The organism is Streptomyces sp. AN091965 (assembly GCF_022698285.1).
In the GTDB taxonomy this organism is placed as follows: domain Bacteria; phylum Actinomycetota; class Actinomycetes; order Streptomycetales; family Streptomycetaceae; genus Streptomyces.
Window position 1 is genome coordinate 3,771,690 of the sequence record NZ_JALDMY010000001.1, and the last position, 20,357, is coordinate 3,792,046.

16 protein-coding genes are annotated in these 20,357 nt (G+C 73.8%); 8 read left to right on the forward strand and 8 right to left on the reverse strand.

The window, feature by feature from the left end; translation table 11 throughout:
* Positions 1-8 precede the first annotated feature (8 nt).
* On the reverse strand, positions 9-1,028 hold the full coding sequence (locus MQV74_RS15730; RefSeq protein ID WP_242718156.1) for an ABC transporter substrate-binding protein: 1,020 nt from the start codon (positions 1,026-1,028) through the stop codon (positions 9-11).
* Positions 1,029-1,215: 187 nt separating this feature from the next.
* Between MQV74_RS15730 and pepN the strand changes: the two genes are divergently transcribed.
* The gene (gene pepN / locus MQV74_RS15735; protein ID WP_242718158.1) at positions 1,216-3,783 is read left to right on the forward strand and encodes an aminopeptidase N; all 2,568 of its coding nucleotides are present in this window, start codon (positions 1,216-1,218) and stop codon (positions 3,781-3,783) included.
* Between the two features lie 162 nt (positions 3,784-3,945).
* On the opposite strand, the gene MQV74_RS15740 is transcribed toward pepN, so the two are convergent.
* On the reverse strand, positions 3,946-4,839 hold the full coding sequence (locus MQV74_RS15740) for a LysR family transcriptional regulator (RefSeq protein WP_242718160.1): 894 nt from the start codon (positions 4,837-4,839) through the stop codon (positions 3,946-3,948).
* Between the two features lie 198 nt (positions 4,840-5,037).
* Between MQV74_RS15740 and MQV74_RS15745 the strand changes: the two genes are divergently transcribed.
* Positions 5,038-5,649 (forward strand): hypothetical protein, encoded by a 612-nt coding sequence (locus MQV74_RS15745; RefSeq protein ID WP_242718162.1) that lies wholly within the window; start codon positions 5,038-5,040, stop codon positions 5,647-5,649.
* Here MQV74_RS15745 and MQV74_RS15750 read toward each other — a convergent pair.
* A complete protein-coding gene (locus MQV74_RS15750; protein ID WP_242728727.1) occupies positions 5,639-6,502 on the reverse strand; it encodes a DMT family transporter in 864 nt (287 codons plus the stop codon). The genes MQV74_RS15745 and MQV74_RS15750 overlap by 11 nt on opposite strands.
* Before the next feature lie 252 nt (positions 6,503-6,754).
* Positions 6,755-7,714, reverse strand: coding sequence for an EamA family transporter (locus tag MQV74_RS15755; protein ID WP_242718164.1), 960 nt, complete (start codon positions 7,712-7,714; stop codon positions 6,755-6,757).
* Positions 7,715-7,869: 155 nt separating this feature from the next.
* Between MQV74_RS15755 and MQV74_RS15760 the strand changes: the two genes are divergently transcribed.
* The gene (locus tag MQV74_RS15760; RefSeq protein ID WP_242718166.1) at positions 7,870-8,394 is read left to right on the forward strand and encodes a MarR family winged helix-turn-helix transcriptional regulator; all 525 of its coding nucleotides are present in this window, start codon (positions 7,870-7,872) and stop codon (positions 8,392-8,394) included.
* An 86-nt stretch (positions 8,395-8,480) separates the two neighbouring features.
* On the opposite strand, the gene MQV74_RS15765 is transcribed toward MQV74_RS15760, so the two are convergent.
* From MQV74_RS15765 to MQV74_RS15775, 3 genes are read right to left on the reverse strand one after another with little or no spacing between them, the layout of a single operon-like run.
* Positions 8,481-8,720: a hypothetical protein gene (locus tag MQV74_RS15765; RefSeq protein WP_242718168.1), complete on the reverse strand. Its 240-nt coding sequence runs from the start codon at positions 8,718-8,720 to the stop codon at positions 8,481-8,483.
* 48 nt (positions 8,721-8,768) lie between these two features.
* Complete coding sequence (gene malQ / locus MQV74_RS15770; protein WP_242718170.1) at positions 8,769-10,940, reverse strand: 4-alpha-glucanotransferase; 2,172 nt, start codon at positions 10,938-10,940, stop codon at positions 8,769-8,771.
* Positions 10,941-10,948: 8 nt separating this feature from the next.
* Entirely contained in the window at positions 10,949-11,185 is a 237-nt protein-coding gene (locus tag MQV74_RS15775; RefSeq protein ID WP_242718172.1) for a hypothetical protein, read from the reverse strand.
* Positions 11,186-11,549: 364 nt separating this feature from the next.
* Here MQV74_RS15775 and MQV74_RS15780 point away from each other — a divergent pair, with 364 nt between their 5' ends.
* Positions 11,550-14,483 (forward strand): beta-N-acetylglucosaminidase domain-containing protein, encoded by a 2,934-nt coding sequence (locus MQV74_RS15780; RefSeq protein ID WP_242718174.1) that lies wholly within the window; start codon positions 11,550-11,552, stop codon positions 14,481-14,483.
* A 155-nt stretch (positions 14,484-14,638) separates the two neighbouring features.
* Here the strand turns inward: MQV74_RS15780 and MQV74_RS15785 are convergent, their stop codons facing one another.
* Positions 14,639-15,175, reverse strand: a complete 537-nt coding sequence (locus MQV74_RS15785; RefSeq protein ID WP_138959776.1) for an HNH endonuclease — start codon at positions 15,173-15,175, stop codon at positions 14,639-14,641.
* 298 nt (positions 15,176-15,473) lie between these two features.
* On the opposite strand from MQV74_RS15785, the gene MQV74_RS15790 reads away from it, so the two are divergent.
* The 4 genes from MQV74_RS15790 (at position 15,474) to MQV74_RS15805 (ending at position 20,357) form a co-directional block, all read left to right on the forward strand.
* The gene (locus MQV74_RS15790) at positions 15,474-16,553 is read left to right on the forward strand and encodes a mechanosensitive ion channel family protein (RefSeq protein WP_242718176.1); all 1,080 of its coding nucleotides are present in this window, start codon (positions 15,474-15,476) and stop codon (positions 16,551-16,553) included.
* Between the two features lie 274 nt (positions 16,554-16,827).
* Entirely contained in the window at positions 16,828-18,006 is a 1,179-nt protein-coding gene (locus tag MQV74_RS15795) for an ROK family transcriptional regulator (RefSeq protein WP_242718178.1), read from the forward strand.
* Positions 18,007-18,070: 64 nt separating this feature from the next.
* Positions 18,071-19,411, forward strand: coding sequence for an ABC transporter substrate-binding protein (locus MQV74_RS15800; RefSeq protein ID WP_242718180.1), 1,341 nt, complete (start codon positions 18,071-18,073; stop codon positions 19,409-19,411).
* 13 nt (positions 19,412-19,424) lie between these two features.
* The gene (locus MQV74_RS15805) at positions 19,425-20,357 is read left to right on the forward strand and encodes a carbohydrate ABC transporter permease (RefSeq protein ID WP_242718182.1); all 933 of its coding nucleotides are present in this window, start codon (positions 19,425-19,427) and stop codon (positions 20,355-20,357) included.

A 20,357-nucleotide genomic window follows, 5' to 3' on the forward strand; every position in this document is an offset into this window, starting at 1 on the left:
CATCGCCCTCACGGCCCCGTGCGCACGAGGAGGGGCTCGATGTCGAGCGGCCGCCGCAGATAGCCGAACTCCCGCATCAGGTCCACCACCCGGCGCAGGCGCGCCGGGTCCAGGGCCATCGGATAGCCGCCGAGGTGCAGCTGGGCGGCCTGGTCGGGGGTGATCCTGGTGTAGTCGGGCAGCGTGCGCACGACCGTGGTGCGGTTGGCGGCCTGCTTCTGGGCGCGGGCCATGGCCCGCTGGAAGGCCTCGACGGTCTTCTTGTTCCGCTCGGCGAACCGGGCCGTGGTCGCGTACCCCGCGATCGGGAAGCCCGCGGTCGGCGGCCTGCCGAGATCGGCGACGACGCGGCCGGTGCCGGACTCCTCGATCGCGCTGACGAAGGGCTCCGCGGCCTGCACGGCGTCGACGCTGCCCGTCTTCAGGGCGGTCTCCATGTTCGGCATGTCGACCTCGGCGAAGTCCTCGTCCTCGTCGAACGTGACGCCCTCGGCCTTGGCGGCCTTCTGGACGAGCAGGGAGCTGATGTTCCGCTTGGTGTTGACGGCGATCTTCTTGCCTTCGAGGTCCTTCAGGGTCTTGACCGGCGAGTCCTTGCGCACCAGGACCGCGTGCGTCTTGGGCGCCAGGGCGAAGGCGTCGGCGACGATCCGCACGTCCAGGGCCTTGTTGGCGTGCGCGAGGAAGAACGAGACGTAGTTGCCGAAGGAGATGTCGAGGGCGCCCGCGCGCAGCCTGCCGACCGACTCGGCGCCGCCCTGGAGCGTCGTCGTGCGGACGGTGAGCCCCTCGGCCTTGAAGAAGCCCTTGCTGATCGCGAGCTGCAGCGGAGCGGTGTCCGCCACGGGCATCGTGCCGACGGTGATCGTGGCCTTCTCCAGGCCCTTGCCGTCCGCCGCGCCGCCCCCGTCGTCGCCGCCGGAGTCGCCGCAGCCCGCCGTGGCGAGCAGCAGGGCCAGGGCCGCCGCCGGGGCGAGGACCGCGCGCGGACAGGTCCCGCGTAACCGGCCCCGTACTCCCCGTGCCATATACACCTGCTTCCGCGCGTGACCGCCACCGTCGGGCCCGCTGAGGCCTGCGGGGCCTGAGCCGACGCGCGGATGCTAACCGCAGGGCGGGCCGAGAACAATGGGCCGGGGCACCCCGCCGCCCCGCATGGAAGGATGGCCGGAAACATCACAGAAACTTCGCAAGTCGCACTGAGGAGATGACCGCGTGCCCGGCACCAATCTGACCCGCGAAGAGGCGCAGCAGCGGGCGAAGCTGCTCACCGTTGACTCGTACGAGATCGATCTCGACCTCTCCGGAGCGCAGGAGGGCGGCACCTACCGGTCGGTGACCACCGTGCGCTTCGACAGCGCCGAGGCGAACGCCGAGACGTTCATCGACCTGATCGCCCCGGCCGTCCACGAGGTGGTCCTCAACGACCACGCCCTGGACGTCGCCGCGGTCTTCCGCGACTCCCGGATCGCCCTGAGGCACCTGCGCGAGGGGCGCAACGAGCTGCGCGTCGTCGCCGACTGCGAGTACACGAACACCGGCGAGGGCCTGCACCGCTTCGTCGACCCGGTGGACGAGCAGGCCTATCTGTACACGCAGTTCGAGGTGCCGGACGCGCGCCGCGTGTTCGCCTCCTTCGAGCAGCCGGACCTGAAGGCCACGTTCCGGTTCACCGTGAAGGCGCCCGCCGGGTGGACGGTGATCTCCAACTCGCCGACGCCCGAGCCGAAGGACGACCTCTGGTCCTTCGAGCCCACGCCGCGGATCTCCACGTACATCACGGCCCTGATCGTCGGCCCGTACCACGCGGTGCACTCCTCGTACGAGAAGGACGGGCAGAGCGTGCCGCTCGGCATCTACTGCCGGCCCTCGCTCGCCGAGTTCCTCGACGCGGACGCGATCTTCGAGGTGACGCGGCAGGGCTTCGACTGGTTCCAGGAGAAGTTCGACTACGCGTACCCCTTCAAGAAGTACGACCAGCTCTTCGTGCCGGAGTTCAACGCGGGCGCGATGGAGAACGCGGGCGCGGTGACGATCCGCGACCAGTACGTGTTCCGCTCCAAGGTGACCGACGCCGCGTACGAGGTGCGCGCCGAGACCATCCTGCACGAGCTGGCCCACATGTGGTTCGGCGACCTCGTGACCATGGAGTGGTGGAACGACCTGTGGCTGAACGAGTCGTTCGCCACCTACACCTCCATCGCCTGCCAGGCGTACGCGCCGGGCTCGCGCTGGCCGCACTCGTGGACGACGTTCGCGAACTCCATGAAGACCTGGGCGTACCGGCAGGACCAGCTGCCGTCCACGCACCCGATCATGGCGGACATCCGCGACCTCGACGACGTGCTCGTCAACTTCGACGGGATCACCTACGCGAAGGGGGCCTCGGTCCTCAAGCAGCTGGTGGCCTACGTCGGCATGGACGAGTTCTTCCAGGGCGTGCAGGCGTACTTCAAGCGCCACGCGTTCGGCAACACCCGCCTCAGCGACCTGCTCGGCGCCCTGGAGGAGACCAGCGGCCGCGACCTCAAGACCTGGTCGCGGAAGTGGCTCCAGACCGCGGGCATCAACGTCCTGCGCCCGGTCGTGGACGTCGACTCCGCGGGCGTCATCACCTCCTTCGCCGTCAAGCAGGAGGCCCCGGCGCTGCCCGCGGGCGCCACGGGCGAGCCCACCCTGCGGCCGCACCGCATCGCCATCGGCCTGTACGACCTCGACGACAGCTCGGGCAAGCTCGTGCGCACCGACCGCGTGGAGCTGGACGTCGACGGCGAGCTGACGGCCGTGGAGGCCCTGGTCGGCCGGGCCCGCCCGGCGGTCGTCCTGCTCAACGACGACGACCTGTCGTACGCGAAGGTCCGCCTGGACGCCGAGTCCCTCGCCTTCGTCACCGAGCACCTCGGCGACTTCGAGGCCTCGCTGCCGCGCGCCCTGTGCTGGGCGTCAGCCTGGGACATGACGCGCGACGCGGAGCTGCCCACGCGCGACTACCTGGCGCTCGTCCTCTCCGGCATCGCCAAGGAGTCCGACATCGGCGTGGTGCAGTCCCTGCACCGCCAGGTGAAGCTCGCCCTCGACCTGTACGCCGACCCGGCCGGGCGCGACGCGCTGCTCGCGCGGTGGACGGAGGCGACCCTGGAGCACCTGCGCGCGGCCGAGCCCGGCAGCGACCACCAGCTCGCCTGGGCGCGGGCGTTCGCGGCCACCGCCCGCACGGAGTCCGACCTCGCGCTGCTCGAAGGGCTGCTCGACGGCTCCGAGACCATCGAGGGCCTCGCCGTGGACACGGAGCTGCGCTGGGCGTTCGTGGGGCGGCTCGCGGCCACGGGCCGCCTCGACGAGGCGGGCATCGACGCCGAGTTCGCGCGGGACAAGACCGCCGCGGGCGAGCGGCACGCCGCCGCCGCGCGGGCCGCGCGGCCGACCCCCGAGGCCAAGGCGGCCGCGTGGGCGTCCGTCGTGGAGTCCGACGCGCTGCCCAACGCCGTGCAGGAGGCCGTGATCTCCGGCTTCGTGCAGACCGAGCAGCGGGAGCTGCTCGCGCCCTACGCGGAGAGGTACTTCGGTGCCGTCAAGGCGGTGTGGGAGTCCCGGTCGCACGAGATGGCGCAGCAGGTCGCCGTGGGGCTCTACCCGTCGGTCCAGGTGTCCCGGGCGACGCTCGACGCCACCGACGCGTGGCTCGCCTCCGCCGAGCCGACCCCGGCTCTGCGCCGCCTGATCACTGAGTCCCGGGCCGGAGTGGAGCGGGCCCTGCGGGCGCGGGCCGCCGACAAGGCCTGACCCCCGCTACCGCGGGGGTCTTCTCCCCCCCACCCACCCGCAGCTCCCCGGCTCCGCCGGCCCGGCCCCGACGCGGGGCGCTGCGGCTGGGTGGGCACCCGCCCACCCGTAACCCCCGAGCTTCGCCGGCCCGGCCCCGACGCAGAGCGCCGCGGGTGGGGCTCAGGCCGGGGCCGCCGTGCGGAGGGCCGTGAGGACGTGGGTCACGGCGGGGGGCGCCCCCCGCCGGGTCGCCGCGACGACGTGGCGGTAGGGCCGCTCCGCCCCGAGCCCCCGCGTCACCACGCCCCCGCACCCGGCGGCCCCCGCCATCCGCGGCACGAGCGCCACCCCCATCCCCGCCCCCACCATCGCCAGGATCGCCGTCCACCCCGCGGCACTGTGCGCCTGCTCCGGCACGAACCCCGCCGCCTCGCACGCGGCCCGCGTGATGTCCGACCAGGGCCCGGACCCACCGAAGATCCACGGCTCGTCGGCGAGGTCGGCGAGCCGCAGCCCCCGCTCGCGGGCCAGCGGATGCCCCTCGGGCAGGGCGACGTCCAGCGGATCGGCGAAGAGGGTGACCCCGGTGAAGCGGGGGTCGCTCCGCGCCGGGGCCTGCGCGGCGAGCGACAGCGCCAGATCCACCTCGCCCGCCGCGAGCAGCTCGTACGCCTGCGCCGCCTCGGCCTCCCGGACCCGTACGAAGACGCCGGGCCGAGCCGCCCGCAGGGCCCGTACGGCGGGCACCACGAGCGCGGGCACCGCCGTGGAGAAGGCCCCGACCCGCACCTCCCCCTCGTCGCCCCGGGCATGCGCGGCCAACTCCGCGTCGGCCCGCTCCAGTTGAGCGAAGACCGCCTCGGCGTGCCGCAGCACGAGGTGCGCGGCGCCGGTGAGCCGCACCCGCCGCCCCTGCGCTTCGAGGAGGGGGACGTCCAGCTGCCGGGCGAGGTTGGACAGCTGCTGGGACACGGCGGACGGCGTCATGCTGAGCGCCCCGGCGGCCGCCGTCACCGTGCCGTGGTCCCGCAGCGCGCGCAGGATCCGCAGCTTCTTGATGTCCCACTCACTCATGCGGCCAACGTACCCGCGGCCCCGCCGGTCTCCCCCGCGCGGCGGAGGCGGTAAGGCCCGGGGACCGACGCCCCGGCCCCCGGCCGCCCGGGAGGATCGGAGCACACCGGCCGGGCGTGCCCCGTCCCGCCGGCCGGGCGCGCCCGTACAGTCAGGCGGGCGCGCCCTCCCCGCCCTCGCCCCGCAGGAGCCGCAGCCGTGTTGAAGAACGCCCTTCGTGCCACCGCCCTCGCCGCCCTCGCCACCGCGGTGACCGTGCCCGCGGCCCTCGCCGGCCCGTCGGGCGGTGAACCGCGGCCCGCCGCCGCGAAGACCCCGGTCGTGACCTCCGTACTGAAGGGCGAGGGACGCATGGACTATCCGGTCGAGGACGAGGACGTCCGGATCAGGGTCGACGCCAAGGCCGTCTCTCCCGGGGGCGGTTCGTCCTTGAAGGGCCGGAGCACGGGCACGTTCCGCATCCAGCACAGCTACCCCGCCCGCGACGGCAGGCGCGCGCGCACGCTGTGGGGCGACTTCAAGGTGGACTGCCTGACCACGGGCGGCCCGACCGCCACGGTCACCGGCATCCTCGTGCGCACCAGCCCCGGACACCCCTGGCGCACCGCCCTCGACCGGCACACCCGTATGGGCGTCAGCTTCTACGTCCCCGGCGGCGACGGGAAGCGCACCGCGCGGGACACCGCCCGCATCGGTCTGAGCGGCGCCACGGCCAAGGGCGGGCCGAAGCTCACGCGGTGCATGGCACCGGCCGCCGACGCCGCGGTCGTCGACGGCGGGTACGCCCTGAAGGACCGGGTCAGGAGCTGAGCGCCCGCCCGCGGCCCGCCGTCGAACCGAGCACCACCCCGCCGAGGATCAGGCCCATGCACGCCGCCCTCGGCCGGCTCATCCCCTCGCCGAGCAGGGCGTAGGACAGCAGCGCCACGCAGACGGGCTGGAGGTAGTAGACGACTCCGGCGCGGGCCGCGCCGATCAGGGCGATGGCCTTGTTCCAGGCGAAGAAGGCGACGGCCGAGGAGACGACACCCACGTACAGCAGCGGCGTCACCGTGCCGGGTGTCGGGGTGAAGCCGCCCTGGACCGTGAGGCTGACGGCGTACGCGGGCAGCAGCATCAGCGCGCCGAGCACGAACGTCGCGAAGAGGAAGGGCAGTCCGCCGAGCTCCGGGGGCCTGCGCCGCAGCAGCGCGCTGTAGGAGCCGAAGGCGAGGGCGCCGCCGATCACCCACAGGTCGCCGGGGGCGAGGTCGAGGGCGAGGGAGCCCTTGCTGACCAGGAGCAGCACCCCGGCGCAGGCGATGAGCATGCCGGTGGTGCGGCGGGCGCCGAGCCGGGCCCCGCCGAGGCGTTCGTAGCAGGCCATCAGCACCGGCGACGCGGCCATGATCATGCCCATGTTGCCCGCGGTGGTGGTCACGCCCGCCTGGTTGACCAGGGTGTTGTAGAGGGTGACGCCGAGGAAGGAGGCGGCGAGGAGGTAGCCGAAGTGGCGGCGCAGGACGGCCCGTGCGCGCCAGGTCCGGCGGAGCGCGAAGGGCGCGACCGCCGCGACGGCGATCAGCCAGCGCCAGAAGGCGTGCTGGACGGGCGGCACGCTGTCGGCGAGGGCGCGGGACGTGACGAAGCTGCCCGACCAGACCACGGTCGCGAGCAGCGCCAGCCCGAGCCCGGCGCCGAGGCCTCCGACAACGGCCGACCGGGCCGACCAGTCGTCCTGGTCGGCCCGGTCGGCCCGTGCGCTCCCCGTATCCCTCGCGCCCCCTGTGTCCCCTGCGCCCCCTGCGCCCTTCGCGCCCTTCGCGTCCTCCGCGTCCTCCGCGCTCGGCTCGACGGTCCGGTCCAGGGTCGTCGCCACTGATGTCCCTCGCCTCTCTCCCCGGGTCCGGGGCGGTGGGTGCGTTCGCCTGCCTGGCTACCGTCGCACCGCCGGATCGGTCAGGTCCATCGAATCTTTCCGACCGTTCTTTGAAGCTGAGCTGAACGATTCGTCCACCGTCCGCGCCCCGGTCGCCGCCGCCTTCTCACGGGGCTTGAGCTGACCGAACAGCGTCGCCGCGAACGCGAGCGCCATGCCCGCCACCTGCACCGCCGTCAGCGACTGGCCGAGCGCCGCCCAGCCGATGACCGCCGCCGTCAGCGGCGAGAGCGGTCCGAGCAGGCTGACCTGCGTCGCGCTGAGGCGGCTGAAGCCGCGGAACCACAGCCAGTAGGCGACGGCCGTACCGGCGATGGACAGGTACACGTAGCCCGCGATGTTCCGGCCGTCGAGCGCGGGCGGCGCGCCCTCGACGAAGAAGGCGAGCGGCGCGATGAGCAGGCCGCCCATGGTCAGCTGCCAGCTCGTCAGGGCCAGCGGGCCGACGCCCTCGGGGCGGCCCCAGCGCTTGGTGAGCACGGTGCCCGTGGACATCGACGCGGTGGACGCCACCGCCGCGAGCAGGCCGATCGTGTCCAGGCTCCCGGTGGCCTTGAGGACGACCAGGCTGACGCCGAACGCGGCCGCGATCCCGGTGAGCAGCGTGCGGACGGTCGGGCGCTCACTGAGGACGAGGGCCGAGAGCCCGGCGACGAACAGCGGCCCGACGGAGCCGACGACGGCGGCCATGCCACCGGGCAGGCGGTAGGCGGAGAGGAACAGGAGGGGGAAGAAGGCTCCGATGTTCAGCGCGCCGAGGACCGCCGCCTTCCCCCACCACACTCCCTTCGGCAACCGTCTGGACAGGAGCAGCAGCAGGAGCCCCGCGGGCAGCGCCCGCATCATGGCCGTGAACAAGGGCCGGTCCGCCGGGAGGAACTCCGTGGTGACGGCGTAGGTGGAGCCCCAGGTGATGGGGGCGTAGGCGGTGAGCAGGATCGTGGCGGCACGGTTCATGGCGCACCTCTCTCGGCGGCCCGACAGGCCGTAGTGGAAGCTTGATGGTGATTAGCTTAGCTGCAAGCTACTTAACGTCAACCCACTTAGCGAAAATTCACTTAGCTTGGATCTGCTTACTTGCAAGCTTCTGGAGTGGGGCCGATACTTCCCCCATGAACTCCCCGGACACTCCGCGCGTCGATGCCGACGCCGTCGACGCGATCATCGGTCAGTGGGCCTCGGTCAGGCCCGAACTGGAGACGACCCCCATGGAGATCTACGGCCGCGTGTACCGCGTGGCGCACGCGGTCGGCGACCGCGTCGAGAAGGCCTACCGCGAAGTCGGCACCACCCGGGGCGAGTTCGACGTCATCGCCACGCTGCGCCGGCACGGCGAGCCGTACACGCTCTCGCCCCGGCAGCTCTCCGCCACGCTGATGCTGACCACCGGCGGCATGACGGGGCGCCTCGACAAGCTGGAGCGGGCGGGCCTGCTGCGCCGCTCGCCCGATCCGAACGACCGGCGCGGACTCCAGGTCACGCTGACCGACGCGGGGCGCGAGCTGGTCGACCGGGCCGTCGTGGCCGGTCTTGAGGCGCAGCGCGCGGCGCTCGGCGCCGCCGGGCTCGACGAGAAGGAGACGGCCCAGCTGGCCGACCTGCTCAGGAAGCTGCTCGCGGGCGCCGCACCCGCCTGAACACGCACGAGGGCGCCCTCCGGCGACGTACACGCAGAACGTGTACGTCGCCGAGGGGCGCCCTCGGCGTCAGAAAAGGGGGCGGATCAGCCCTGCTTCTGCTGCTTGCGGGACTTGTCACCCACCATGACCAGACCCGCGATCACCAGGAAGAGGACGATCGGTGCCGCCACGTACAGCCCGAGCGTCTCCACGACGCTCAGCTTGGGAGCCGGGTCGTCGCCGTCGTCGCGGGTGAGCGCGAGCGCGGGGGACGACATGAGCAGCATCATCAGCGTCGTACCGGTGGCAACGGCACCGGCGCGCAGGGCGTTCTTCTTGTCCACGATGCCAAACTAGCGAACGGCTCCGCGGGCCGCGCGCCCGGGGTGCCATCAGGGGACCGCGCCCGGGCCCCGACAGGCCCCGCCGGTGCGGGCGCCCCGGAACTCCCGGAAGACGTCGAGCAGCGCGTGCAGCCGGGGCGAGGCCGTCAGGTCCTCCAGGGACACCGGGCGCCCGGCGGCGTCGGCGATGGGCAGCCGCCAGTTGGGATACGCGTCCAAGGTGCCCGGCAGGTTCTGCGGGCGGCGGTCCCCGACCGCGTCCGGCAGCCAGACCCCGATCAGCCGGGCCGGGGTCGCGAGCAGCAGCCGGTGCACCGCGCGCACCTCGTCCTCCTCGTGCCCGGCGCCGCCGCGCAGCAGCCCGAGCCGGGCGGCGAGCGCGAGCCATTCGCGCACGTCGGCCGCGGCCTCGGCGCGCTCGGCGGCCAGCGGCCGGGCCAGCAGGCCCAGGTCGTGGCGGAGCGTGACGTGCTCGCCGGTGACGCGGGCCGCCGTGGACGGCAGGTCGTGGGTGGTGGCGGTGGCGAGGCAGTCCGCGCGCCACTCCCCGGGCGGCAGCACCTTGCCCGACCCGGACCCCTCCGCCCCGCCCTCCTCCTGGGCCCAGTCCCGCTCGAACCAGAGCACCGACGTGCCGAGCACCCCGCGCTCGCGCAGCGCATCGCGCACGCCCGGCTCGACGGTGCCGAGGTCCTCGCCGATGACGAGCGCGTCCGCGCGGTGCGCCTCCAGGACGAGGGCGGCGAGCATCGCCTCGGCGTCGTACCGCACGTACGTGCCCTCCGTGGGCGGGCGGCCCTCGGGCACCCACCACAGCCGGAACAGGCCCATCACATGGTCGATGCGCACCGCGCCCGCGTGCCGCAGCGCCGCGCGCAGGAGCTCGCGGAACGGCGCGTACCCGGACTCCGCGAGCCGGTCGGGGCGCCACGGGGGCAGGTTCCAGTCCTGGCCGTGCGCGTTGAAGGCGTCCGGGGGCGCGCCCGTCGACATGCCCGCCGCGAAGCAGCGCCGCTGCGCCCAGGCGTCGGCGCCGTCCGGGTGCACGCCCACCGCCAGGTCGTGGACGAGGCCGATGCCCATGCCCGCGTCCCGCGCGGCCCGCTGCGCGGCGGCCAGTTGCTCGTCGACGTACCAGGCGAGGCGCTCGTGGAAGTCGACGCGGTCCATCAACTCGGCGCGGGCGCGGGCGGTTTCGCGGCTGTCCGGGTCGCGCAGGGGCGCGGGCCAGGCGTGCCAGTCGGGCCCGTGCCGCTCGGCGAGCGCGCACCAGGTGGCGTGCGCCTCCAGGGCCTCGCCGCGCTCGGCGAGGAAGTCGCTGTACGCGGCGCAGCGGCCGGGGCCGAGCGGCACCCGCGCGGCCAGTTCGAGCGCCTCGGCCTTGGCCGCCCACACCGCGTCGCGGTCGATGAGGCACCCGTCCCGCAGCACCGCGCGCCGCAGCCCGTCGGCGCGTTCGAGCAGGGCGCCCGCCCGCTGCCGCGCCGCGCCGCGCAGCCGCGCGAACTCCGGTACGTCCTCCACCCGTACGTGCACGGGGTCGGGGAAGCGGCGCGAGGACGGCCGGTACGGCGAGGGGTCGCTGCTGCCGCCGGGCGGCGCGGGCACCGCCGCGTGCAACGGGTTCACCTGGACGAAGCCCGCACCCACCGAGCGGCCCGCCCAGGCCGCGAGCTCCGCCAGGTCCCCCAGGTCGCCCATGCCCCAGGAGCGGCGGCTCAGCAGCGAGTACAGCTGGACGAGGAAGCCGTACGCCCGCGCGCGCGGCTCGGGCGCGCGGCTCGGGGCGACGAGGAGATGCGCCTCGGCGACGGCGCCGTCCGGGGTGGTGGCGCGCAGCCGGTGGGCGCCCAGCGGCAGGTGCGGGGGCGGCGACGGGGCGTCCCAGGCGAGGGTCTCGCCCTGTTCGGTACGGAGGTTCAGGCGGGTGCGGGCGGGCAGCGCGCGGAGGGCCTCGGGGGCGGTGTCGCCCTTCGGTAACTCCTCCGGCCCGCCTTCCGGTGCGCGCCAGTGGACCAGGGTCGGAGGCAACAGCCTTTCCCACAGGGCCCGTTCGCGCTCCGCGAGGGCCGCGCCCACCGCGTCCGGCGTACTCGCGTCGACGTCGAGTGCGGCGAGCGCGGCGACGACCGCCGCTTCACAGGCCTGGACCGTGCGGCCCGGGGACGGGGAGTACGAGGCGGCCACGCCGTGCAGGGCGGCGAGCCGGGCCAGGGTCACCCCGCGCCCTAGATCCCGGCCGGGTCCAGGCCCGCGGCCGTGCCCGTGGAGGTCGGCTCGCTGGTGAGGGGCGCGGCGTCGGTGAGCGGGGGCTCACTGGTCAGCGGCGCGGCGGCGGCGAGCGGGGGCTCGCTGGTCAGGGGCGGTTCCAGGCAGCCGCAGGAGCAGGAGCCTTCGAGTCCTGAGTCCGGGTGCGAGACCTCCAGGGGAAGGCCGGACGGGAGAAGATTCGCCGAAGGGGGCACGGGACGCTCCTTGTTTCGCGGGTGGGCGCGGATGCGCGAGGGATTTCGCGGGCTTCGGTTCCCGGGGGCATACCCACTGCGCCGCACCACAGACGCAAACGACCCGCGAAGGTGACGCTGGTCACAGCACCCTCCCCGAGAGGGAGGCGGACATCCGGCAGTCTCAGCCCGTCCGGCGCTTGAGGACGAGGCGCGGAGCGCCGGAAAGGCGGGGGCGCGGGGGCGCCGGCCCCCGGATCGGGAAGGGGCGGGCCAGGGGCGCCCCGCGAGGGCCGGGCCCCGGCGTTGACACCCGCCCCGCGGCAATGGTGGGCTCAGTGCTCTACGTGACGGTTCGTGCGACGACAGTGACGAGGAGGAGGCCGTGCAACTGCGGGGCAGGAAGGGCGCGGCCGCCATCGCCGCAGCCGTCATCGCGAGCACCCTGGGCACCACCACCGCCCTCACGGAACCGGCCCTCGCCGCCCCACCGCCCCCGGGCGGCCCCCGTACGGACGCCGAGCGGACCCCCGCCGAGCCCCCACAGGTGTGGCCTCGCCCCCACGACCTGGAGCCCACGGCCACCGCCCCGGTCCCCGTCGGCGACGCGGTCGTCCTGGTCTCCGACGGAGACGCCGACCCGCACGCCCTGGACGCACTGCGCGGCCTCCTGCGCGGCGCGGGCGCACGGCGGTTCACCGAGGTGCGCGAGGGCACCCCTCCCCCGCCCGGCACGCACCTGGTGATCCACGCCGGAGGCGCCGGCGCGGCCGAGGCCCTGCGCGCGCTCGGCGCCCGGCCGCGCACCGGCCTGCCCCCGGGCGGCTACCGCCTCGCGGTGGGCGAGGTCGCGGGCCGGGGCACGGTGGCCCTGGACGGCGTCGGCCCCGACGGCCTCTTCCACGCGGCGCAGACGCTGCGGCAACTGACGGACGCCCGGGCCCGGCTGATCCCCGGCGTCCGCGTCCGCGACTGGCCCGCGGCCCCGGCGCGCGGCCTGACCGAGGGCTTCTACGGCACGCCGTGGACGCACGAACAGCGCCTGGCCCAGCTGGACTTCATGGGCCGGACGAAGCAGAACCGGTATCTGTACGCGCCGGGCGACGACCTGTACCGCCAGGCCCGCTGGCGCGAGCCGTACCCGGCGGCGCAGCGCGCCGACTTCCGCGCGCTCGCCGAGCGGGCCGCCCGCAACCACGTGACGCTCGCCTGGGCGGTCGCCCCCGGCCAGGGCATGTGCCTGTCGTCGGACCGGGACGTGCGGGACCTCGCCCGCAAGGTGGACGCCATGTGGGCGCTGGGCTTCCGCGCCTTCCAGCTCCAGTTCCAGGACGTGAGCTACAGCGAGTGGCACTGCGCCGAGGACGCGGACGCCTTCGGCTCGGGCCCCCGCGCCGCGGCACGGGCGCAGGCCCGGGTCGCGAACGCCCTGTCCCGGCACCTCGCCGCCCGGCACCCCGGGGCGCGACCGCTGTCCCTGATGCCGACCGAGTACTTCCAGGACGGCTCGACCGCGTACCGCGACGCCCTCGCGCGGCGCCTGGACGGCGGGGTGGAGGTGGCGTGGACGGGCGTGGGCGTCGTGCCGCGCACCATCACGGGCCGTGAACTGGCGGGCGCGCGCGAGGCGTTCGGCGCGCATCCGCTCGTCACGATGGACAACTACCCGGTGAACGACTTCGCGCGGGACCGCGTCTTCCTCGGCCCCTATACGGGCCGCGAGCCCGCCGTGGCGCAGGGCTCGGCGGGCCTGCTCGGCAACGCCATGGAGCAGCCCGCCGCGTCCCGCATCCCGCTGTTCACGGCCGCCGACTACGCCTGGAACCCGCGCGGCTACCGGCCCCACGCGTCCTGGCTCGCGGCGATCGACGACCTGGCGGGCGGGGACGTGCGGGCGCGCGGCGCGCTGCGGGCCCTCGCGGGCAACGACGCCTCGTCCGTCCTCGGCGCCGAGGAGTCGGCCTATCTGCGGCCCCTGCTTCGGGCCTTCTGGGCGGCGCGCACGACGCCCGACCCGGCCGGTGCCGAGGCCGCCGCCCACGAGCTGCGGTCCGCCTTCGCCGTCATGCGTGCGGCGCCCGGACACCTCGCCGGGACGGAGGTGGGCCGCGAAGTGGCGCCCTGGACCGCGCAGTTGGCGCGCTACGGCGCGGCGGGTGAGACGGCCGTCGCCCTGCTGTCGGCGACCGCCCGCGACGACGGCGCCACCGCCTGGCGCGCGGCCCGGGCCCTGCACGGGCTCCGCGCGGAGCTGCGGACCGGCGGCGTGACGGTCGGCGCGGGCGTCCTTGACCCGTTCCTGGACCGCGTCGAGCGGGCGTACGGGCGGTGGGCGGGGCTCGACGGCCCGCACGCGGCCCACGGGCCCGAGGCCCGCTGGGGCCGGGCCCGGGAGCTGACCGCCGTGACGGCCCTGACGGACCCCGGCACCCGGGGCGCGCTGGAGGCCCACGTGCCGGGCGCGGGCTGGCGCCGCCTCGCCGGGCTCTCCGCCTCCGGGTTCACCGAGGCCCGCCCGGAGCCGGGCCTGCGCGCCGACGCCGTACGGGTCACCGCGTCCGGCGGAACGGTCTTGCACCTGGCGCCCTGGTTCGCCGACGGCCCCGCGGCCCGGCTCACGCTGACCCGCGCCGAGGCGGACGCGGAGATCGGCGGCGCCCCCGCCCGGCTGACGGCCCGGCTGCTCCCGCGCCGCCCCGGCCCCGTGCACGGGCGCCTGGAGGCGCGGGCGCCCGGGGGCATCCAGGTGCGCGTCCCGGAGGCGACGGCGCTGCCGCGCGGCACGCGGGTCGAGGTGCCCCTCGACGTGACCGTCCCCGCGGGCACGCGCGCGGGGACGTACGAGATCCCGGTGTCCTTCGCGGGCGGAACGCGGACGGTGGCGGTGCGGGCCTATCCCCGCACCGGCGGCCCGGACCTGGCGCGCGGGGCGCGGGCGTCGTCCTCGGGCGACGAGACGGCGCGCTTCCCGGCCTCGGCCGCCCTCGACGGGGACGCCGCCACCCGCTGGTCGTCACCGGCCGAGGACGGCGCCTGGTGGCAGCTGGAGCTGGCCGGCCCTGTGCGCCTGGGCCAGGTGGTGCTGCGCTGGCAGGACGCGTACGCCGCCGCGTACCGGATCCAGACGTCGGCCGACGGCAGGACGTGGCGCACGGCCGCCACCGTGCGCGACGGGCGCGGCGGGCGCGAGTCGGTCCGCATGGACGCGCCGGGCACCCGCTTCGTCCGCGTGCAGGGCGACCGGCGGGCGACGCGCTTCGGCTACTCGCTGTGGTCGGTGGAGGCCTACGCCGTGGCCGAGCGTCCGGCGGCGGGCTGAGAACCGGGGCCCGGCGCGTGCCCGTACGCCGTGCTCGTGCTCCGTCGTCGTGGTCGCGATGCCGTCGTGGTCGCGATGCCGTCGTAGCCGCGACGCCGCACATCCTGGCCGTGCGCCGTCGTGGCTACGACGAAGGCCCGAACCGATCCGATCCCCTAGGCGGAGATGCCGTCGATCCGGGCCATCGCGTCGTCCGCGCCGAACGGCTGCAGGTACGGCAGCCAGCGCGGGTCCCTATGCCCGGTGCCGATGATGCGCCAGGCGAGACCTGTGGGCGGGGCGGGCTTGTGGCGCAGGCGCCAGCCGAGCTCCATCAGGTGCCGGTCGGCCTTCACGTGGTTGCAGCGGCGGCAGGACGCCACCACGTTGTCCCAGACGTGCTGACCGCCGCGGCTGCGCGGAATGACGTGGTCGACGCTGGTTGCGACGCCACCGCAGTACATGCACCGGCCGCCGTCGCGGGCGAACAGCGCACGTCGCGTCAGAGGAACGGGCCCCCGGTAAGGGACCCGCACGAACCGCTTCAGCCGGACCACGCTGGGTGCGGGGATGGTGCGGGTCGCGCTGTGCATGAAGGCGCCGGACTCCTCGAGGCAGAGTGCCTTGTTCTCCAGGACGAGGATGAGCGCGCGGCGGAGCGGTACGACGCCAAGGGGCTCGTACGACGCGTTGAGGACCAGGACATGCGGCACGGAGGCCTCCTTGTACGCCGGCGGCGCGTGGCTCGCGCCGGGACGATCTGTGGACCAGTTTCCCCTCATGCCTGGTCGTAGCGCCACCATGTCCCGGTAACGGCCCTGAAGTGTTTTCAACCACACCCCTCCGGCACCGCTGATGACACGTGTTCCCACCGCTGAGCTGCCGCTGGTCACCGGGTGATCACCCGGCCGCCTTCGAACATGACAACGATCCCCACACAATGCCCCGTTAGTGTGGTGGGTCTGCCCGGCGCATCTCCTGGGCAGACCGCTATGCCTGGAGGTACCCGCCGTGTTCCTGTCCGTGCTCTCGGCCGCCGGGACGGACCCGGACCCGACGAAGACGCCGAAGCCCGTCACGCTCGACGACGCGCACGAGAGTGCTCAGAACGCCGCGAGCTGGGTCGAGGAGAACTGGTCGACGTGGCTCGCCATCGGGCTCCGCATCCTGCTGATCGTCGTGATCGCGATGGTCCTCAGAGTGCTCGTACGGCGCACCATCACCAAGTTCATAGACCGGATGAACCGCACGGCGCAGGCCGTGGACGGCACCGCGCTCGGCGGGCTCCTGGTCAATGTGGAGCGGCGGCGGCAGCGGTCGCAGGCCATCGGGTCCGTGCTGCGCTCGGTGGCGTCGTTCCTGATCCTGGGCACGGCCGCGCTCATGGTGCTCAGCACCTTCGAGATCAACCTCGCGCCGCTGCTCGCCTCGGCCGGTGTGGCGGGCGTCGCGATCGGCTTCGGCGCGCGCAACCTGGTCACCGACTTCCTCTCCGGCGTCTTCATGATCCTGGAGGACCAGTACGGCGTGGGTGACTCCATCGACGCCGGGGTGGCCTCCGGCGAGGTCGTCGAGGTGGGCCTGCGCGTCACCAAGCTGCGCGGCGACGCCGGTGAGATCTGGTACGTGCGCAACGGCGAGGTCAAGCGCATCGGCAACCTCTCCCAGGGCTGGTCGACGGCCGGGGTCGACGTGACCGTGCGCCCCGACGAGGACCTGGACAAGGTCAAGCGGGTGCTCGGCGAGGTCGGCGAGCGCATCGGCAAGGACGAGCCCTGGAACGAGCAGCTGTGGGGCCCGGTCGAGGTGCTCGGCCTGGACAGCGTGCTGCTCGACCAGATGGTGGTACGGGTCTCGGCGAAGACGATGCCGGGCAAGTCGCTCGGCGTGGAGCGCGAGCTGCGCTGGCGCATCAAGCGGGCCTTCGACGAGGAGGGCATCCGCATCGTGGGCGGCCTGCCGCTGCCGCTGGAGGAGGCGCCCGCCGCCGACCCGACGGCGGGCATGGCGGCGCCGTCCGCGTACGCCTCGGCGACGTCCCCGCAGTCGCTGACGGCGTCGCCGATACCGCCGCCGAACCTGTCGAAGTAGCCGTCGGGCCCCACCGCGGGAGCCCCTCCGGCTGTTTTCGGACACCCTTCTCGACCGCCCTCGGGGGCGCCCGGCACCGGCCGGGCGCCCCCTTCGGCGTCCGCGGTCCGCGCGTGCGCCCCGGTGGATCTTCCGCAGGTAACGACTTGGTTGCCCCCGCGCCGCCCACTCTTGACGGGCCCTTCACGGCGGCTTACGTTCCTCGCAACCAATAGGAAGCCTTCCTAACAGTGACGTGGGGAGGCGGGTCGCCGAAGGGCAGGTGTCGTCAGCGATGGCCGGAACCACCCCGTCCAACGGGTCGCCCGGCGTTCCGGGCACGCCCCGCGTGCTCCGCGCCATGAACGACCGCGCCGCGCTCGACCTGCTCGCCGCCCACGGGCCGCTCACCCGCACCCGCATCGGCGAGCTCACCGGCCTGTCCAAGCCCACCACCTCGCAGCTGCTCAGCCGCCTGGAGAGCGCGGGCCTGGTCCGCACCACCGGCCTCCAGAGCGGCCGTCCCGGACCCAACGCCGTCCTGTACGAGATCGACCCCGGCGCCGGCAGCGTCGCTGCCCTGTCCGCCGACCCCACCGGGCTCACCGCCCTGGTCGCCGACATCACCGGGCGCGAGGTGGGCCGCTTCCGCATCGAGGCCGACGCCATCGCCGAGGACGTGCGCCACCGCACCGCCCAGCTCGTCGCCGAGGCCGTGGACGGGGCGCTCGCCCAGGCCGGGCTCGGCCACGACGACCTGCGCGCCACCGTCATCGGCACGCCCGGCGCCATCGACCCGCACGACGGCCGCCTCCGCTACGCCCCGCACCTGCCCGGCTGGCACTCGCGCACCCTGCGCGCCGAGCTCGCCGAGGTGCTCGGCACCCCGGTCACCATCGAGAACGACGTGAACCTCGCCGCCATCGCCGAGCAGTACGAGGGCGCGGCCCAGGACCACGACGACTTCGTGCTCGCCTGGCTCGACGAGGGCGTGGGCGCCGCGATCGTCCTCGGCGGCACCCTGCTGCGCGGCGCGACCGGCGGCGCGGGCGAGATCGGCTACATGCCGGTGCCGGGCGCCCCGCTCCTGCGCGGCCCCGAGTCGAAGCCCGGCTCCTACCGGGGCGGCTTCGAGAGCCTCGTCTCCGGCTCCGTGGTCCGCAGGCGGGCCGGGGGCAAGCCGCTCGCCGACGCCCTCGCCGACCCCGCCGTGCGCGACGAGCTGGCCGGGCACATCGCCACCGCCCTCGCCGCGGTCGTGGCGGTCGTCGACCCCGAGCTCGTCGTGCTGTCCGGCCAGGTGCCGCAGGCGGGCGGCGAGGAGCTGCGCCTGCGCGTCGAGGCCGAGCTGACCGGCCTCGCGCTGCCCCGCCCCCTGCTGCGCATCAGCGAGCTGGACGGCGACCCGATCCTCACCGGCGCCCTGCGCACGGCCCTCACCCAGGCCCGCGACACCCTCTTCGACACGGCCTGAGCCGCTGCCCGAACCCCGCACTCCCCCGTCCGCTCCCCTCCCCCTCCCGCAAAGGAAGTCCGCCATGCCGCGATGGCGCATACGCGCACGCGTGCCGGTCGTGCTCGCCGCCGCCGGACTGCTCCTGTCCGGCTGCGCCAACCCGAGCACCGGCAGCGACGACGACGATCCCACCAAGCCCGTGACGCTCAAGTTCTGGCACGGCTGGTCGGCGCCCGGTGAGGTCAAGGCGATCGACGAGAGCATCGAGCGGTTCGAGAAGCTGCACCCGAACATCGATGTGAAGGCGACCGGCAACGTCACCGACGCCACCATCAACCAGGCCCTCAGGGCGGGCGGCGGCGAGGCCCCCGACGTGGTGGTCTCCTTCACCACCAACAACGTCGGCCAGTACTGCGACTCCGGCATGTGGGTCGACCTCGACCCCTTCATGAAGAAGACCGGCCTCGACAAGAAGAAGACGTTCCCCCAGACCCTCCTCGACTACACGAGCTACGAGGGCACCCAGTGCGCGCTGCCGCTCCTCGCGGACGCGTTCGGCATGTACTACAACAAGGACCTCTTCGACAAGGCGGGCATCAAGCGCCCGCCGCGCACCATGTCGGAGCTGAAGGCCGCGGCGAAGAAGCTGACCGTGCGCAGCGGCAAGGACTCGTACGAGCGGGTCGGCTACATGCCCAACTTCCGCCTGTACCAGGGCAGCCCCGACCGGCTCTTCGCGCAGTGGGGCCCGCGCTACTTCGACGCCGACGGCACGTCGCGGCTGGCGAAGGAACCCGCCTCGTACGACTACTTCAAGACGACGAACGCACTGATCGACGCGCAGGGCGGCTTCGGAGACCTGGAGAAGTTCCGCCTGACCTTCGGCGACGAGATGTCCAGCCAGAACGCCTTCCTCACCCAGAAGCTCGCCATGCTCCTGGACGGCGAGTGGCGCGGCCTGATGCTGAAGGACGCCAAGGCGAAGTTCAACTGGGACGTCGCGCCCCTTCCGGTGCCCGACGACCAGGCCGACACCTACGGCCGCGGCTTCATCACGGGCACCGTCGCGGGCATCGCGCACAGCAGCAAGCACCAGAACGCCGCCTGGGAGCTGGTGCGCTTCCTGACCGCCGACACCGGCCAGGTCGTGGACTTCGCCAACGCCATCCACAACGTGCCGTCCACCTTCGCGGCCCTCAGGTCCCCGAAGCTGGACGCCGATCCGACGTTCCGCACCTTCTTCAAGATCCTGCGGAGCGAGCACAGCCGGGCCCTGCCCCCGACCACCAACGGCAACTCCTACGTCAACTCGTTCGGGGACTTCTCGTACGGGGTCGAGGCGGGCCACGAGAAGAACCTGCGCAAGGGCCTGAAGAAACTCGACGACCAGATCGACGCCGACAACCTCCAGGCAGAGAACTGAGGAGGGCACCGCCATGGCCACACTCTCGCCCCCGACGCGCCGCAGACTGCGCGTGCTCGGCTTCCTCTCCCCCTGGCTGATCGGCTTCAGCGTCTTCTTCGCGTACCCGCTGATCGCCACCGTCTACTTCTCGTTCATGCACTACAACCAGATCAAGGAGCCCACGTTCGTGGGCCTGAAGAACTGGCGGTACGTGTTCGAGCAGATGCCGCTCTTCGGCCCGGCCCTGTGGAACACGCTGTGGCTGGTCGTCGTGATGGTGGCCCTGCGCGTGCTCTTCGGGCTCGGCCTCGGCCTGCTCGTGACGAAGATCAAGAGCGGCGTCGGGTTCTTCCGCACCGCCTTCTACATCCCCTACCTGGCCCCGCCGGTGGCGGCCACCGTCGCCTTCGTCTTCCTGCTCAACCCCGGAACGGGGCCGGTCAACGAGATCCTCGGCAAGGTCGGCATCGACGCGCCCACCTGGTTCAACGACCCGAACTGGGCCAAACCGTCCCTGGTGATGCTGTCCCTGTGGGGCATCGGCGACCTGATGGTGATCTTCATGGCCGCGCTGCTCGACGTACCGAAGGAGCAGTACGAGGCCGCGGAGCTCGACGGAGCGGGCTCCTGGGCGAAGTTCCGGTACGTCACCTGGCCCTCGATCACACCGATCGTGATGTTCGCCGTGGTCACCGGGATCGTCCAGACCATGCAGTACTACACGCAGGCCCTGGTCGCCGGGAAGATCGCCTCCGGCGTCAACATCGGCCCGGGGTCGGTGATCCAGCCCGGCTACCCCGACCACTCGACGCTCACGGTCCCCCAGCTCGTCTACTCGATGGGCTTCCAGAACTTCAACACCGGCGCCGCGTGCGTGCTCTCGCTCGTGCTCTTCGCCATCGCCATGGCCGCGACCCTGCTGCTCATGCGCAAGCGCTCGGGCCTGCTCTCGGCGGAGGACTGA

Bases quoted from the DNA above. Each gene is read 5' to 3' on its own strand.
- MQV74_RS15760 (WP_242718166.1), top strand. From the start codon at position 7,870: ATGAACTCCCCGGACACTCCGCGCGTCGATGCCGACGCCGTCGACGCG.
- MQV74_RS15795 (WP_242718178.1), top strand. From the start codon at position 16,828: ATGGCCGGAACCACCCCGTCCAACGGGTCGCCCGGCGTTCCGGGCACG.
- MQV74_RS15755 (WP_242718164.1), bottom strand. From the start codon at position 7,714: ATGAACCGTGCCGCCACGATCCTGCTCACCGCCTACGCCCCCATCACC.
- MQV74_RS15740 (WP_242718160.1), bottom strand. From the start codon at position 4,839: ATGAGTGAGTGGGACATCAAGAAGCTGCGGATCCTGCGCGCGCTGCGG.
- MQV74_RS15730 (WP_242718156.1), bottom strand. From the start codon at position 1,028: ATGGCACGGGGAGTACGGGGCCGGTTACGCGGGACCTGTCCGCGCGCG.
- MQV74_RS15805 (WP_242718182.1), top strand. From the start codon at position 19,425: ATGGCCACACTCTCGCCCCCGACGCGCCGCAGACTGCGCGTGCTCGGC.
- MQV74_RS15800 (WP_242718180.1), top strand. From the start codon at position 18,071: ATGCCGCGATGGCGCATACGCGCACGCGTGCCGGTCGTGCTCGCCGCC.